Annotated in this window: 15 protein-coding genes; 7 read left to right on the top strand and 8 right to left on the bottom strand. The window is 71.9% G+C overall.

Going from position 1 to position 14,597, the window contains the following annotated elements; translation table 11 throughout:
* Positions 1 to 9: 9 nt before the first annotated feature.
* Positions 10 to 1,674 (bottom strand): class I adenylate-forming enzyme family protein, encoded by a 1,665-nt coding sequence (locus N4P33_RS09630; protein WP_260825906.1) that lies wholly within the window; start codon positions 1,672 to 1,674, stop codon positions 10 to 12.
* Positions 1,671 to 2,444, bottom strand: a complete 774-nt coding sequence (locus N4P33_RS09625; protein WP_260825905.1) for an SDR family oxidoreductase — start codon at positions 2,442 to 2,444, stop codon at positions 1,671 to 1,673. Before N4P33_RS09625 ends, N4P33_RS09630 begins: the two co-directional genes overlap by 4 nt.
* Positions 2,445 to 2,685: 241 nt before the next feature.
* On the opposite strand from N4P33_RS09625, the gene N4P33_RS09620 reads away from it, so the two are divergent.
* The 3 genes from N4P33_RS09620 (at position 2,686) to N4P33_RS09610 (ending at position 6,138) form a co-directional block, all read left to right on the top strand.
* A complete protein-coding gene (locus tag N4P33_RS09620; protein ID WP_260825904.1) occupies positions 2,686 to 3,936 on the top strand; it encodes a DUF1343 domain-containing protein in 1,251 nt (416 codons plus the stop codon).
* 350 nt (positions 3,937 to 4,286) lie between these two features.
* Entirely contained in the window at positions 4,287 to 4,889 is a 603-nt protein-coding gene (locus tag N4P33_RS09615; protein ID WP_260825903.1) for a hypothetical protein, read from the top strand.
* Positions 4,890 to 5,070: 181 nt separating this feature from the next.
* The gene (locus N4P33_RS09610; RefSeq protein ID WP_260825902.1) at positions 5,071 to 6,138 is read left to right on the top strand and encodes an RNA ligase (ATP); all 1,068 of its coding nucleotides are present in this window, start codon (positions 5,071 to 5,073) and stop codon (positions 6,136 to 6,138) included.
* A 258-nt stretch (positions 6,139 to 6,396) separates the two neighbouring features.
* Here N4P33_RS09610 and soxR read toward each other — a convergent pair whose 3' ends face one another.
* Entirely contained in the window at positions 6,397 to 6,855 is a 459-nt protein-coding gene (gene soxR, locus N4P33_RS09605; RefSeq protein ID WP_260825901.1) for a redox-sensitive transcriptional activator SoxR, read from the bottom strand.
* 105 nt (positions 6,856 to 6,960) lie between these two features.
* Between soxR and N4P33_RS09600 the strand changes: the two genes are divergently transcribed.
* Entirely contained in the window at positions 6,961 to 7,422 is a 462-nt protein-coding gene (locus tag N4P33_RS09600) for a MaoC family dehydratase (protein ID WP_260825900.1), read from the top strand.
* A 1-nt stretch (position 7,423) separates the two neighbouring features.
* Here N4P33_RS09600 and N4P33_RS09595 read toward each other — a convergent pair whose 3' ends face one another.
* The 3 genes from N4P33_RS09595 to N4P33_RS09585 all read right to left on the bottom strand — a co-directional run bounded on the left by N4P33_RS09595 (position 7,424) and on the right by N4P33_RS09585 (position 9,659).
* Entirely contained in the window at positions 7,424 to 8,068 is a 645-nt protein-coding gene (locus tag N4P33_RS09595) for a TetR/AcrR family transcriptional regulator (protein WP_260825898.1), read from the bottom strand.
* A gap of 91 nt (positions 8,069 to 8,159) precedes the next feature.
* Positions 8,160 to 8,447, bottom strand: coding sequence for a YiaA/YiaB family inner membrane protein (locus N4P33_RS09590; protein ID WP_260825897.1), 288 nt, complete (start codon positions 8,445 to 8,447; stop codon positions 8,160 to 8,162).
* Between the two features lie 60 nt (positions 8,448 to 8,507).
* Positions 8,508 to 9,659 (bottom strand): acyl-CoA dehydrogenase family protein, encoded by a 1,152-nt coding sequence (locus N4P33_RS09585; protein WP_260825896.1) that lies wholly within the window; start codon positions 9,657 to 9,659, stop codon positions 8,508 to 8,510.
* Between the two features lie 111 nt (positions 9,660 to 9,770).
* On the opposite strand from N4P33_RS09585, the gene N4P33_RS09580 reads away from it, so the two are divergent.
* From N4P33_RS09580 to N4P33_RS09570, 3 genes are all read left to right on the top strand, one after another.
* The gene (locus tag N4P33_RS09580) at positions 9,771 to 10,415 is read left to right on the top strand and encodes a TetR/AcrR family transcriptional regulator (protein ID WP_260825895.1); all 645 of its coding nucleotides are present in this window, start codon (positions 9,771 to 9,773) and stop codon (positions 10,413 to 10,415) included.
* A 54-nt stretch (positions 10,416 to 10,469) separates the two neighbouring features.
* A complete protein-coding gene (locus N4P33_RS09575; RefSeq protein ID WP_260825894.1) occupies positions 10,470 to 11,198 on the top strand; it encodes a metalloregulator ArsR/SmtB family transcription factor in 729 nt (242 codons plus the stop codon).
* A gap of 116 nt (positions 11,199 to 11,314) precedes the next feature.
* Positions 11,315 to 12,292, top strand: coding sequence for a DMT family transporter (locus N4P33_RS09570; protein WP_260825893.1), 978 nt, complete (start codon positions 11,315 to 11,317; stop codon positions 12,290 to 12,292).
* Here N4P33_RS09570 and N4P33_RS09565 read toward each other — a convergent pair.
* Both N4P33_RS09565 and N4P33_RS09560 read right to left on the bottom strand, forming a co-directional pair.
* Positions 12,284 to 13,606 carry an MFS transporter gene (locus N4P33_RS09565; protein WP_260825892.1) on the bottom strand — a complete coding sequence of 441 codons (1,323 nt, stop codon included), beginning with the start codon at positions 13,604 to 13,606 and terminating at the stop codon, positions 12,284 to 12,286. The two genes, N4P33_RS09570 and N4P33_RS09565, sit on opposite strands and share 9 nt — an antisense overlap.
* A gap of 208 nt (positions 13,607 to 13,814) precedes the next feature.
* On the bottom strand, positions 13,815 to 14,597 hold a 783-nt coding region (locus N4P33_RS09560; RefSeq protein ID WP_260825890.1), incomplete at its 5' end, for a zinc-binding dehydrogenase.

Here is a 14,597-nt window from a genome sequence, read left to right as displayed (position 1 = left end):
CCGTCGTCGTCAGTTGTCGTGCGTCAGGGAACGCAGTTCCCGACGGAGGATCTTCCCACTGGTCGTCTTCGGCAACTCGGGCAGGATCTCCACCTGACGCGGGTATTTGTAGGCGGCCAGTCTCTCCTTGCAGTACGCGGCGAGGTCGTCCGGGTCCGCTTCGGCGCCGGGGCGCAGGCTGATGAAGGCCTTGACGGTCTCCCCGCGGTAGCCGTCGGGGACGCCGACCACGGCCGCCTCGCGGACCGCCGGGTGGGTGTAGAGGACGTCCTCGACCTCGCGCGGCCACACCTTGAAGCCGGAGGCGTTGATCATGTCCTTCTTGCGGTCGACGACGTAGAGCCAGCCCTGTTCGTCCATGAAGCCGATGTCGCCGGTGCGCAGCTCGCCGTCCGGGAAGGTCTCGGCGGTGGCCTCGGGCCGCCCCCAGTAGCCGGGCACGACCTGCGGCCCGCGGACGACGATCTCGCCCTGCTCCCCGAAGGGCACCTCCTCGCCCTGCTCGTCGACGATCCGGACGACCGTCTCGGGGCCGGGCACGCCCACCGCGAGCGTCCCGGAGGCCTCGTCGACGGGCGCTTCGAGGTGCGGCGGGACGGAGGCGCAGGGGGCGGTGCACTCGGTCAGTCCGTAGCCGTTGCGGATGTACGGCCCGAAGCCGGCGCGGAACTTCTCGACGAGGGCCGGCGGCAGCGGGGCGCCGCCGGAGGAGATCACCTGGAAGGAGGAGAAGTGGTCGCGGCTGACGTCGGGGTGGGCGGCCAGCGCCATGAAGGCGGTGGACGGGCCGACGGTGTAGTGCGGGCGGTGCTCGGCGAAGGCGTCCAGCACGACGCCCGCCTCGAAGCGGTACGCGAGGACGAGGGTGCCCGCGCTGTTCAGGCAGGCGCCGAGCTGGCAGACCATGCCGGTGATGTGGAACAGCGGCGCGAGCGCGAAGTAGACGGGCGCCTCGGGCAGGCCGAGTCCGGTGCGCTGCCGTTCGGCGTTGTACATGATGTTGCGGTGGGTGTTGGTGGCGCCCTTGGGGGTGCCGCTGGTGCCCGAGGTGTAGCTGATCAGGGCCGTGTCCGAGGGCGCGGGGTCGCGGTGCTCGGGGGCGGGCAGGCCCTGGCGGGCGACGGCGGTGAGGTCGTCGGCGTCGGGGGGCTGCGGGAGCCGCTCGAAGGTGAGCACGCGCGTGTCGCCGCGGCTCTGGAAGTCCAGCTCGCAGGCGGTGAGCACGATCCGCACGGGTGAGCCGTCGGCGGTGTCGCGCAGATACGACTCCCAGGCGCGGTCGGAGCAGATCAGCGCGGTGACGCCGGCGTCGTGCAGGACGTGGGTGACCTCGCCCGACTTGTACATGGGGTTGACGGGGACGACGACCGCGCCCGCCTTCCAGGCGCCGAGCAGGGCGAGGACGAACAGCGGCGAGTTCTGCAGCAGGATCGCCACCCGGTCGCCGCGCTCCAGGCCGCGCCCGGCGAGGTGCCCGGCGACGGAGTCGCTGAGCTCGTCGGCCTCCCGGTAGGTCAGCCGGCCGTCGAAGTAGGCGAGGAAGGCGCGGTCGGGGGTGCCGGCCGCCGCGCGGCGCAGGGCGTGGACCAGGGAGTCGTCCGGGGATATCGGTGCGCGCTGGGCGTCGGTGAGGAGGTTCAGCCAGGGCTGGGCGGCGTAGCGGGAGGCGGTCATCGGGTGGCCTCCCACTGCTGCTGGATGCGGTTCATGCCCTTGAGCCAGCGCTCGGGTTCGGCGGCGCGGGCCTGGTAGTACTCGGCGACCTCGGGGTGCGGCAGGATCAGGAAGCGGTCCTCCTCGATGCCGCGGAAGAGGGCGTCGGCGACGTCGTCCGGCTCGATCGCGTTCGGCTTGAGGACCAGCTCGCCCGCGCTGCCACTGGCGTCGAGCATGCCGGTGCGCACGCCCTGCGGGCAGATCGCGTGGACCTTCACACCCCGGTGGCGGTACGTCAGCGACAGCCACTCGGCGAAGGCGTAGGCGCCGTGCTTGGTGACGCTGTAGGGGGCGGTGCCGATCATGGTGAGCAGTCCGGCGGCGGAGACGGTGGAGACGAAGCGGCCGCTGCCGCGCTCCAGCCAGTCCGGGAGCAGGGCGTGCGCGGCACGGACGTGCGCCATCACGTTGACGTCCCAGGAGAGGGACCAGGCCGCTTCGTCGAGGGGTTCGCCGGGCTCGCCGCCGTTGCGGCCGACGCCCGCGTTGGCGCAGTAGACGTCGACCGTGCCGCCGAGGGCGTCCCGCGCCTCGCTGACGATCGTGGAGGCGTCGCCCGGGACGGCGATGCCGCCGATCTCCTCGGCGACGGCCTTGGCGCCCTCCGCGTCCAGGTCGTTGACGACGACCTGCGCCCCCTGGGCGGCGAAGCGGCGGGCGAGGGCCGCCCCGATGCCGCCCCCGGCCCCCGTGACGACCACCTTCGCACCCTGCACGGCTTCCACCATCGGTCTCCTTCGACGCGGCTTCCCAGCGACTCTGTACGCGGCTGCCGCCTCATTGTGGCCGGGCGCTGTCCGGCCCGGTCGCGCGGCTGCGGCGGCGGTGACGCGTGGCGTCAGACTAACCGGTCGGTATGTACCTGGGAAGAGGTGATCCGAAGCGGGTCGGTCAGGTTCGTTCCCCGTCGCGCGGACGCGCGCTAGCGTGCGTGGGCATGACATCTTCCGCGATCACGGAGGTCACCGCATGAAGCTGTCCAGACGCCACCTGCTCGCCGCCGGCACCGCCGCCGTGGCGGTGAGTGCGGCACCGGCGCACGCGGCCCCCGAGCGGGCCCCCGCGGGCGGCCGGAAGCTGCGCACCGGGTTCGAGCGGCTCGCGGCGGACGGCTACGCGCTGCTCGACGGACAGCGGGTCGGCGTGGTCACCAACCCGACCGGCATCACCCGGGACGTGCGGCACATCGTCGACGTGATGCACGCCGACGACCGGGTGGACCTGATCGCCGTCTTCGGACCCGAGCACGGCTTCCGCGGCACCGCACAGGCGGGCGGCTCCGAGGGCCGCTACGACGACCCGGCGACCGGGCTGCCGGTCTACGACACGTATCTGAAGAGCGGTCAGCCGCTCGCCGACATCTTCACCGCGTCCGGCGTGGACACGGTCGTCTTCGACATCCAGGACGTGGGCGCGCGCTTCTACACGTACATCTGGACGATGTTCGACTGCATGGAGGCGGCGCGGCTCGCGGGCAAGCGGTTCGTCGTCCTGGACCGGCCGAACCCGGTGACCGGGCGGGCGGCCCTCGGTCCGGTGCTGCACAAGGAGTTCGCCACGTTCGTCGGGCGGCAGCCGATCTCGCAGGCGCACGGGATGACCGTGGCGGAGCTGGCGGAGCTGTTCAACGGCGAGTTCCTCACCTCGCCGGTGCGGCTGGAGACCGTCCGCATGTCGGGGTGGAAGCGGTCGGACTTCTACGACGCCTCCGGGCTGCCCTGGGTACCGCCGAGCCCGAACATGCCGACGCCGGAGACCGCGCTGGTGTACTCGGGGACCTGTCTCTTCGAGGGCACCAACCTCTCGGAGGGGCGCGGGACGACCCGGCCGTTCGAACTGGTGGGCGCCGAGGGGATCGACGGACGCTGGGCGGCCGCGGCGAACGAGCTGGGGCTGGCGGGGGTCCGCTTCCGTGAGGCGTACTTCACACCCACCTTCTCCAAGTTCCAGGGGAAGACCGTCGGGGGCGTACAGGTTCATGTGCACGACCGGGAGGCGTTCGATCCCGTGCGGACCGGCATCGGGCTGCTGGTCTCGGCCAAGCGGACGTGGAGCGGGTTCGCCTGGCGGCCGGACAACTGGATCGACAAGCTGACCGGATCCACGCTGGTGCGCACCCTGATCGACTCGGGTGCCGGCGTGGACGAGGTCGTGGCCGGCTGGCAGGAGGAGCTGGGCGAATTCCGCGACGTGCGGCGGCAGTATCTGCTGTATCGCTGAGCGGGGGATGTCGTGCGGCGGCGGCCGGGGTGCACCCGGCCGCCGCCGCTTTTTATGCGCCGTTTCACCGTCGCGGTGCATGCCGGTGAGGAATGTCAGGAACCCGTGGCGTGTGCCGGGAGTTCTCAGACTGGACGAGGCGTGCCCGCGGGGCGCCCGGCGCGCGTGCCGCGGCCGCAACTGAGCCACGACGCACAGGGGTTGGCGCGTGAGCCCCACGGCCCGCCGATGGGGGCCATCGAAAAAAGGATGGAGCCGATTCGGTTGTCGATACGTCTATTCGGCGACGTCCGTTCGACGACGCCGAAGTGACCGGATTACAGGTGCAGGTGTGACGGAGGTGCAGGACGATGGCCGGTTTCCGAAGTCTGGCGAGACAGGTCCGGGATCCGCGGTGCGACCTGGCACTGCGGCGCTATTCGCTGCGCAAGTGCCTCGAGCGCTTCGCTCCCTATGGGCACAGGGCGACCTGGGACCATCTGTGCGCGCGTGCCGGGTTCGACCCGGAGGACCGCTCCGTGGAGCCGGCGCGGCTCGTGGCCGCACTGGAGGAGCTGGAGGAGGCGCGCGCGGTGTGGCTTGCCTACGAGGTCGAGTTCGCCGAGCGCCGCAGGAAGGAGAAGCACGACGGGCTGCGCAGGCCCGGCAGCGTGGACGACTGGCACCGGCTGACCTGGGGCGGCTTCGGGGTGGCCTGGTGCGACGACCCGCGGGTGCATCCGCGCGAGCCCCTGGCGGAGGTGCTGCGGCGGCTGATCGCCGCGCTGGAGCGTGAGCCGGGTTCGGCCTGCCCCGTGTGCCGGGGGGAACGGCTCATGTGGCGGTACGACCTGGACCACGAGCCGTCGGCGGGCCCGGTGTGCACGGACTGCGGCATCCTGGTGCCGCTGCCGGTCCTGACGACGGAGGCGCTGGCCAACGCCCGGCGCGCCAGGCTGCTGGTGTCGGCCTGAGCGGTGGGGGTGCGGGGCGGGTCCGGGGGCGTACGCCGGGGATGCCGCACCCCCGCTGTCACCCGGGCGCGGGTGCGTGACGAGCGACCGTAGCAGGCGGTAAATCGGTCGTTCCAGCCCTTTCTCCTCAGGAGAGTTGGGGGCGATGAAACGCACCTGACGAGCCTGAGGAGCGGTACCGATGTCGACGCTGCGCGTCACCGCCGAAGTCCTGACCGTCCATGAGCATCCCGACGCCGACGCACTGGAGCTGGCCCAGGTGGGTCTGTACCGTGCCGTCGTCGCCAAGGGGGCGTACCGCACGGGTGATGTGGCCGTGTACATCCCCGAGCAGTCGGTGCTGCCGGCCGCGCTGATCGAGGAGCTGGGGCTGACCGGTCGGCTGGCGGGCGGGAACCGCGACCGGGTCAAGGCGGTGCGGCTGCGCGGTGAGCTGTCGCAGGGCATCGTGTGCCGGCCGAAGGCGCTGGCGGAGGTCGACCTGGCGCGGGCGGCGAAGGAGGGCACGGACTTCGCGGAGCTGCTGGGGATCACCAAGTGGGTGCCGCCGGTGCCGCCGACCATGAGCGGTGAGGTGGAGTCGGCGCCGGAGCTGCTGCCGTGGGTCAACATCGAGAACATCCAGCGGTACCCGGACATCTTCGCGCCGGGCGAGCCCGTGGTGCTGACCGAGAAGCTGCACGGCTCGGCCTGTCTGCTGACGTATGTCGCCGGCGAGGAGCGGGTGTACGTCTCCTCCAAGGGCTTCGGGTCCCGGTCGCTGGCGCTGAAGGAGGACCCGCGCAACCTGTACTGGCGGGCGGTGCGGGGTCACGGCGTGGCCGAGGCGGCGGCGGAGCTGGCAGGGCGGCTGGGGGCGCGGCGGGTCGGCATCTTCGGCGAGGTGTACGGGGCGGGGGTGCAGGACCTGACGTACGGCGCGGACGGGCGGCGCGAGAGTCTGGGGTACGCCGTGTTCGACGTGTCCGCGGAGATCGACGGACGTGTGCGATGGCTGGACGCGGGTGAACTGCTGGACGGCCGACTGCCGTTGGTGCCCCGGCTGTACGAGGGGCCGTACGACAGTGCGCGTGTGCTGGAGATCGCGTCGGGGCGGGAGACGGTGTCCGGGCGGGAGCTGCACCTGCGGGAGGGCGTGGTGATCCGGCCGGTGGTCGAGCGGTACAGCCCGGTGACGGGTGGGCGGGCCATCGCGAAGGCGATCAGCCCGGGGTACCTGACACGGAAGGGGGGCACGGAGTACGAGTGAGCCGTGTCGGGGCGGGCCGGGGGTGGGTGTCGCTTGCCCGCGCTGGCCGGGTGCCTCCCCCACTCTCGGCTTCTCCCCCACGCTCGGCTTCGCTCGCGCGGGGGGACCCCCATCGCCCACCCGTGCCGCCCTGGGGGCACCTCCCAGGCCCATAAGGCACTGGGGGAGGCACGACTGCCCGCAACTGTGTACGGACAGACAGCCCGGCTACGTACGTACGGACAGGGCAGCCCGGTACCGCAGTGCCTCCTCGTCCGTCTACCTGCGTTCCGCCATCAGGCGGGAGCCCGTGAGGCGGTCGCCTGTGACGTCGTCCGGGTTGGAGAGGACGCAGGTGTCCAGGGAGAGGCAGCCGCAGCCGATGCAGTCGGTGAGGTGGTCGCGGAGGCGGTTGAGTTGCTTGATGCGTTCGTCCAGTTCGGAGCGCCACGCCTCGGAGAGGCGGGCCCAGTCGTCGCGGGTCGGCGTGCGCTCCTCGGGGAGCTCGGCGAGCGCCTCGCGGATCGTGGCGAGCGGGATCCCGACCCGCTGGGCGGCGCGGATGAAGGCGACCCGGCGCAGGGTGTCCCGGCTGTAGCGGCGCTGGTTGCCCGAGGTGCGGCGGCTCTTGATCAGGCCCTTGGACTCGTAGAAGTGCAGGGCGGACACCGCGGCGCCGCTGCGCGCGGAGAGCTGGCCGACCGTGAGCTCGTGGATCTTCTCAGGAATCTGGGGCACCCCTCGAAGCCTACCCACCCCCCGTGCCGGACGGGCCGTTGACAGGGGTGCCCCGACCGACCATGCTAAGCAGTCGCTTAGGTAGGCGCAGAGAGAGGCCGGGACATGGCAGAGCCGAGGATCTTCACGTCCGTCGACGAGCTGAAGGCGGCGGTGGGCGAGCAGCTGGGGTACACCGACTGGCTGGAGATCGACCAGAAGCGCATCGACCTGTTCGCGGAGGCCACGGGCGACCACCAGTGGATCCACGTCGACCCGGAGAAGGCGAAGGCGGGCCCGTTCGGGACGACGATCGCGCACGGGTATCTGACGCTGTCGCTGCTGCCCCTGTTCGGCCCCCAGCTGATCTCCGTCGAGGGCATGAAGATGGGCGTCAACTACGGCACCAACAAGGTGCGCTTCCCCGCCCCCGTACCGGTCGGCTCCCGTCTGCGCGCCACCGCCACGATCACCGCTGTCGACGACGTACCGGGCGGCGTGCAGGTGTCCACCGCCTTCACCGTGGAGCGCGAGGGCGGCGACAAGCCGGTGTGCGTGGCCGAGTCGGTGGCCCGCTACTACCTCTGACTCACGCCCGGGAACCGCCCGCGTCCCTGGCCCCCACCATCCGCAGCACGAGGTCGGCGTAGAGCGCGCCGACCTCCTCGGGGGTGCGCGGGCCGTTCACGTTGAACCAGCGGGCCACGTCGATGCAGAGGGAGAGCACGGCGAGCGTGGTGCCGTGGACGTCCAGGACGTCGAACTCGCCCGAGCGCACGCCCTCCTCGATGATCCCGCGCACCTCGGCGTTGACCTGCCGGCGCAGCCCGACGATCTCGGCGCGCGCCTCGGGGCCGAGCGAGTCGAGCTCGTACTGCACGACCCGCGCCGTGGTGCGCCCCCCGGCGTGCCAGCGCACGAAGGAGCTCACCGCGTCGGTGAGCCGCTCGGTCGGGCTGCCCTCGGCGCGGGCCGCCGTGCGCAGGATGTCCAGGGCCTTCTCGTGCCCGATCCTGCTGATGCGGTGCAGCAGTTCTTCCTTGGTCTTGTAGTGGATGTAGAGCGCGGCCGGGCTCATCCCCGCGCGGCCCGCGATGTCGCGGGTCGTCGTGGCGTGGTAGCCCCGTTCCGCGAACGCCTCCACGGCGGCGAGCAGCAGCCGTCGGGCCGCGTCGGGCGTGACCTCACCCCACGGCTGCGCCTCGCCACCGGCCGTCTCCTCCGCCGTACTCATCACTCACCCCATTCGCTGGCAGGGGTAACACCATACCGGGAAGGGTGAGCGAGCGCTTAGTGAGCCGTGGCGGAAGCGTTCCCGGAAGCGTTCACAGCTTCTGCAGCGGGTCGTGTTCGGCGAGGAGCTTCTCCAGACGGGCCTGGTCGACCCGGTTCACGATCTGCCCGGCCTCCTGGCGGTCGCGGATGACCTTGGCCAGGGTGAAGGCGGAGGTGACCAGGTACAGCACGGCGATGGCCAGGAAGGCGCGGACCCAGGCGTCCGTCTGGAGGTTGAAGATACCGATCGCGGTGGCGCCCAGGGCGACCGCGAAGGAGGCGACGGCCTGACCGTAGAAGGCGGCCGTACTCTGCTGCTTGACCGGTGTGTCACTCATGGGGACAAGGATCGGCCGACGTGGCCCGCGCCACATCCGTTCAGCTACTCAGACGGATACTCAGAACGCCGAAACCCCTGTCAGCGCACGGCCGATGACCAGTTTCTGGATCTGGCTGGTGCCCTCGTAGAGGGTCATCACGCGGGCGTCGCGCAGCAGTTTGCCGGCCGGGTACTCGTCGATGTAGCCGTAGCCGCCGAAGACCTGCAGGGCGTTGTTCGCGGCGCGGACGGCGGCCTCCGAGGCGAACAGCTTGGCCTTGGAGGACTCGACGGCGAAGGGCTGCCCGCGGTCGATGAGGTCGGCGACCCGCCAGGTCAGCAGCCTGGCGGCGTCCACGTCGACGGCGATGTCGCTGATCAGTTCCTGGACGAGCTGGTGGTGGGCGATGGTCTTGCCGAACTGCTCGCGCTGGCCCGCGTAGGCCACGGCCGCGTCCAGGGCGGCCTGGGCGATGCCGACGCAGCCGGCCGCGACCGACATCCGGCCCTTGGCGAGGGCGGACATGGCGACCGAGAAGCCCTTGCCCTCCGGCGCGAGCATCGCGGAGGCGGGGACGCGGACGTCCTCCAGCACCAGCTCGGCGGTGGCCTGACCGCGCAGGCCGAGCTTGCCGTGGAGGGGACGCCGGGTCAGACCGGGGGTGTCGGTGGGCACGAGGAAGGCGGAGACGCCCTTGTGGCCGGGGGCGTCGGTGGAGCGGGCGAAGAGCAGGACGACGTCGGCCCAGGTGCCGTTGGTGATGAACATCTTGGTGCCGTTGATGACGTAGTCGCCGCCGTCACGGACCGCCCGGGTGGAGAGGTTCCCGGCGTCGGAGCCGGTGCCGGGCTCGGTCAGGCCGAAGCAGCCGACGTACTCGCCGGAGGTGAGGCCCGGCAGCCACTGCCGCTTCTGCTCCTCACTCCCCCAGGCGGCGACGGTCTTGGCGACCAGGCCGAGGGAGACGGAGACGATGCCGCGCACGGAGGAGTCGCCCCGGCCCAGTTCCTCGGTGACCAGGCAGTACGCGAGGTGGTCGCCGCCGGAGCCGCCGTACTCCTCGTCGACGGTCAGGCCGAGGAAGCCGAGCTCGCCGAGCTTCTTGACGATGCCGCGGTCCACTTCCTCGCCGCGGTCCCAGGCGGCGGCGTGGGGCACGACCTCGCGCTCGACGAAGTCCCGGGCGAGCCGGCGGACCGCGCTCTGCTCCTCGCTGAGCTCCAGGTTCATGGGGTCACTCACTCCAGGGCGATGTGAACAGGAAATGTGAACAGGAAAGGTGAACGGGCAAACGTTAAATTATCACTGCTAGTTTTTAGGCGCAGCCCTACTATGTGCGCCATGGCCCGACCGCGCAAGCCCCTCCTCAGCACCGACCGGATCGTCGAGACGGCCCGTGCGCTCGTGGACGCAGAGGGCCTCGCGGCTGTCTCCACGCGCCGGCTCGCCGCGGAGCTGGGGGTCAGCGGGCCCTCGCTCTACAACCACTTCCGCACCAAGGACGAGATCCTGGAGGCGGTGGCCGACTCGGTGAGCGCGCAGGTCGATCTGTCGATGTTCGAGGACGGCCGGGACTGGCGGACCGCGCTGCACGACTGGGCCGTCTCCTACCGGGCCGCACTGCGCGACCACCCCAACATCGTCCCGGTGCTCGCCCGTGGCCCGGGCCGGCGCCCGGCCGCGCTGCGGCTGGCCGACGCGGTGTACGGGGCGATGGTGGAGGCGGGGTGGCCGCCGGCGCAGGCGACGTCCATCGGCGCGCTGATGCGGTACTTCATCATGGGGTCGGCCCTGGGGTCGTTCGCGGGCGGCTTCGTGGACGACGCGAGTGCCTACGACCCGGCGGACTATCCGCATCTGGGGCAGGCGCACCTGCTCGCCGAGAAACAGGAGAAGATCGACGAGCGGGCGTTCGAGACGGGGCTGACGGCGCTCCTCGACGGCTTGGTCCGGCAGTACGAGCAGGTGGGCGGTACGGCCGCGTAGGGGCAGGCCGGGACGTCGGGGATCGTTCGGCGGGGGCCGAAGTGTGCGTGCCTCATGCTGGGTGGCATGACCTCGACCTCGAAGGATCCGCAGGCGGCGGGCCTGGCGCGGCTGGCCGGGCTGATCGCCGACGAGACGCGGGCCGCGTGTCTGATGGCGCTGCTGGACGGGCGGGCGTGGACGGCGGGTGAGCTGGCGCGGCACGCGGGGGTCGCGGCGTCCACGGTGAGCGAGCATCTGGGGAAGCTGGTCGCGGGCGGGCTGCTCGCCGAGGAGCGGCAGGGGCGGCACCGGTATGTGCGGCTGGCCGACGCGGGCGTGGCCCAGCTGGTGGAGGATCTGGCGGCGCGTGTGCCTCCGGCGGTGGGGCGGCCTCGGGGTCTGCGAGCGGTGAGTGCGGGGGCGGCGATGGCGCGGGGGCGTACGTGCTACGACCATCTCGCGGGGCGGCTGGGGATCGCGGTGACGGATGCGATGACCCGGCGGGGGCTGCTGCGGCAGGACACCGGGTTCGCGTTGACCGACGCGGGCGTGGAGTGGTTCGAGGGGGCCGGGATCCCGCTGGAGCGGGGTGGGCGGCGGCCGTTGGCCCGGGGGTGCCTGGACTGGACGGAACGCCGGCCTCACCTTGCGGGTGTGGCGGGGGCGGCGTTGTGCCGGCACGCGCTGGAGGCGGGGTGGTGTGTGCGGGTCGGATCCGGGCGGGCGGTGAAGGTGACGGCCCTCGGGGAGGGGGCGTTGCGTGAGCTTCTGGGCGTGGAGGTGGCCGCGCTGGGCGGCTAGGGCGGGTGGCGAAATCCAGTTTTCCTCGTGCCGTTCTTCGCCTTTGCTTGATCTTCCTGACTCCCTGTCCGGATTCCGCCAGTGCCCCGTCCGGGGCGCTGCCTAGCCTCAGGAGCATGATGAGCGTCTTTACCAAGCACCCCGCGCGGCGTGACGAGTTGCTGGCCGCTGGGGCGGCTGTCGTCACCGTCGTGCTGTGGGCGTCCGCCTTCGTGTCGATCCGGAGTGCGGGAGACGCCTACTCGCCGGGGGCGCTCGCGCTGGGGCGGCTGGGGGCCGGGGTGGTGACGCTGGGGCTGCTCTGTCTGGTGCGGCGGGAAGGGGTGCCGCCGCGGTCCGCGTGGCGGGGGATCGCCGTGTCGGGGGTGCTGTGGTTCGGGTTCTACATGGTGGCCCTCAACTGGGGTGAGCAGCAGGTCGACGCCGGTACCGCCGCCCTCGTGGTGAACGTGGGGCCGATCCTCATCGCCCTGCTCGGCGCCCGGCTGCTCGGGGACGCGGTGCCGCCGCGGCTGCTGGCGGGGATGGCGGTGTCGTTCGCCGGGGCGGTGACCGTGGGTCTTTCGATGTCCGGCGAGGGCGGGTCGTCGGTGTTCGGTGTCGTGCTGTGCCTGCTGGCGGCCGTCGCCTACGCGGCCGGCGTGGTCGCGCAGAAACCGGCCCTGAGCACGGCGAGTCCGCTGCAGGTGACGACGTACGGGTGTCTGATCGGGGCCGTGGCGTGTCTGCCCTTCACCGGGCAGCTCGTGCAGGAGGCCGCCGACGCTCCCCTGTCCGCCACACTCAACATGGTCTACCTGGGCGTCTTCCCGACCGCGCTGGCATTCACCACCTGGGCCTACGCGCTGGCCCGGACGACCGCCGGCCGGATGGGCGCGACCACGTACGCCGTGCCCGCCCTGGTCGTGCTGATGTCGTGGCTGGCGCTCGGTGAGGTGCCGGGCCTCCTCACGCTGGCGGGCGGTGCGCTGTGTCTCGCGGGGGTGGCGGTGTCGCGGTCCAGGGCGCGCGCGGCGGACCGGCTGGCCGCGGTTCCGGTTCCTGAGGCGGAGCTACCGGAGCCGCGGCCCGGCCGGACGTCCGGGTCAGCGTGAACGGGCCCTGTTCGCCAGGACCTTGATGCTGATCAGCGCTATCACCGACAGAGCGATGATGTAGGCCGAGACCGACATCGAGGTGTCCGTGGCTTCCAGGAGCAGGACCATCATGAAGGGGGCCAGGCCGCCACCGGCGACCGCCGCGATCTGGTAGCCGAGGGACGCTCCCGTGTAGCGCATCTCCGGGGTGAACAGTTCGGCGAACAGGGCGGCCTGGGGGCCGTACATGATGCTGAGGAAGCAGCTGGCGACGAACGTGCCGACGGCCAGCCACAACAGGGAGCCCGTGTCGATGAGGAGGAAGAGCGGGACGGCCCACAGGGCGATGCCGATCGCGCCGAGGGCGTAGATGCGGATACGGCCGAGGCGGTCGGACAGGGCGGCGGAGACCGGGATCAGCACCAGCTGGGTGAGGCTGACGCACAGGGAGACGGTGAGCACCGGGCCCTTGTCCATGTCGAGTTCGCGGGTGGTGTAGTCGAGGACGCCGGTGATCAGGATGTAGAACGTCGCGGTGTTCACGGCGAAGGAGCCGCCGGCCAGGAGGACCGTGCCCAGGTGGCTGCGGAGGATCGTGCGCAGGGGTGAGGTCTGCTCGCCCTTCTCCTGCTCCGCCAGCGCTTTTTCCGCCTCCCGGAACTCGGGGGTCTCCTCCACGCGCGTGTGGATGTACCAGGCGAGGGCGAGGACGAACAGGCCGACCAGGAACGGCACGCGCCAGCCCCAGCTGGTGAAGGCGGCGTCGCTGGTGAAGGCGCCGGCCAGCAGGAAGACCGTGTTGGCGGTCACCACGCCGATGGGGACGCCGAGCTGGACGACGCTGCCGTAGATGCCGCGCTTGCCCTCGGGGGCGTACTCGGTGGCCAGCAGCATCGCGCCGCCCCACTGCGCGCCGACCGCGACGCCCTGGGCGATGCGCAGCAGGACCAGCAGGATCGGGGCGGCGACGCCGATCGTCTCGTACGTCGGGAGCAGGCCGATGCCGGTGGTGGCCAGGCCCATCAGGGTGAGCGCGAGGACCAGCATCGGCTTGCGGCCCTTCTTGTCGCCCAGCTGGCCGGCGACGATGCCGCCCAGCGGACGGGCGAGGAAGCCGACGGCGAAGGTGGCGAAGGAGGCGAGGACGCCGGCGGTGGAGCTGCCGGCCGGGAAGTACAGGTCGCCGAGGACCAGGGCGGCGGCGATGCCGAAGACGAAGTAGTCGTACCACTCGACGGCCGAGGCCAGGGCGGCGGCCGTGGCGACGCGACGGCGGTTGGGGGCCGCCTCGGTGGTGGAGGTGAGCGGCTGAGCGGAAGGTGCGGTGTCCATACGTGCTCGCTCCGAGGGGGTGCGGGGACGGAACAGCGAAACGGTGGCCCGGGTTCCGGGGAACGTACTGACCGGACGGTATGGACGTCAACGGGTCGTGCGGCAACGATTTCGCGAGCGCGGCGTCGTCCCGTGGGCATGCCTGACACCCCGGGCTCACGCGGAGACCGGGGCATCAGCGGAGACCGGGGTATCGGGCGAGCGGGCTCTAGAAGACCACCAGCGCGCGGCCCCCCTTGCCCGCCAGCATGTTCTCGAAGGCGGCCGGGATGCCGTCCAGGGCGATGCGTTCGGTCACCAGGGTGCCGAGGTCGAGGCGGCCGGCGCGGATGTGCTCGGCGAGGACCGGGAGGTCGCGGGCCGGGTCGGAGTTGCCGTAGACGCAGCCGGTCAGGGTGCGGCCCCAGTGGAAGATCTCCAGGGCGTTGAAGGTGACCTGCTGGTCCTTGCCGCCGATGCCGACGACCGTGGTGCGCCCGCCGCGCCGGGTGGACTCCCAGGCGGTGCGGATGGTGACGCCCCGGCCGACGCACTCGACGGCCACGTCGACGCCCTGCTTGCCGGTGAGGGCGCGGATCTCGCGGGGGGTGGTGTCGGAGGCGATGAGGTAGTCGGTGGCGCCGGCGGCCAGCGCCAGCTCCTCCTTCTCGGGGGACACGTCGACCGCGACGATCTTCGAGGCGCCCGCGATCCGGGCCGACTGGAGGGCGGCGAGGCCCACTCCCCCGACACCGAACACGGCGACCGTCTCGCCGGGCTGCACGCGCGCGGAGTGGTGGACGGCGCCGTAGCCGGTGAGCACCGCGCAGCCGAGGAGGGCGGCGTCGGTGAGCGGGATGCCGTCGGGCGCGGGCAGGACGCAGGAGGCGGGGACGACCGTCTCCTCGGCGAACGCGGCGACGTTCAGGCCGGGGTGGAGGTCGGTGCCGTCGTCGGCGCGGCGGGCGTGGACGGCGGCGGCGCCGCTGAGGGCGTCGGCGCACAGCCAGAC

Source organism: Streptomyces sp. 15-116A (genome assembly GCF_025290915.1).
In the GTDB taxonomy this organism is placed as follows: Bacteria; Actinomycetota; Actinomycetes; order Streptomycetales; family Streptomycetaceae; genus Streptomyces.
This window is presented reverse-complemented; position numbering and strand designations above follow the sequence as displayed.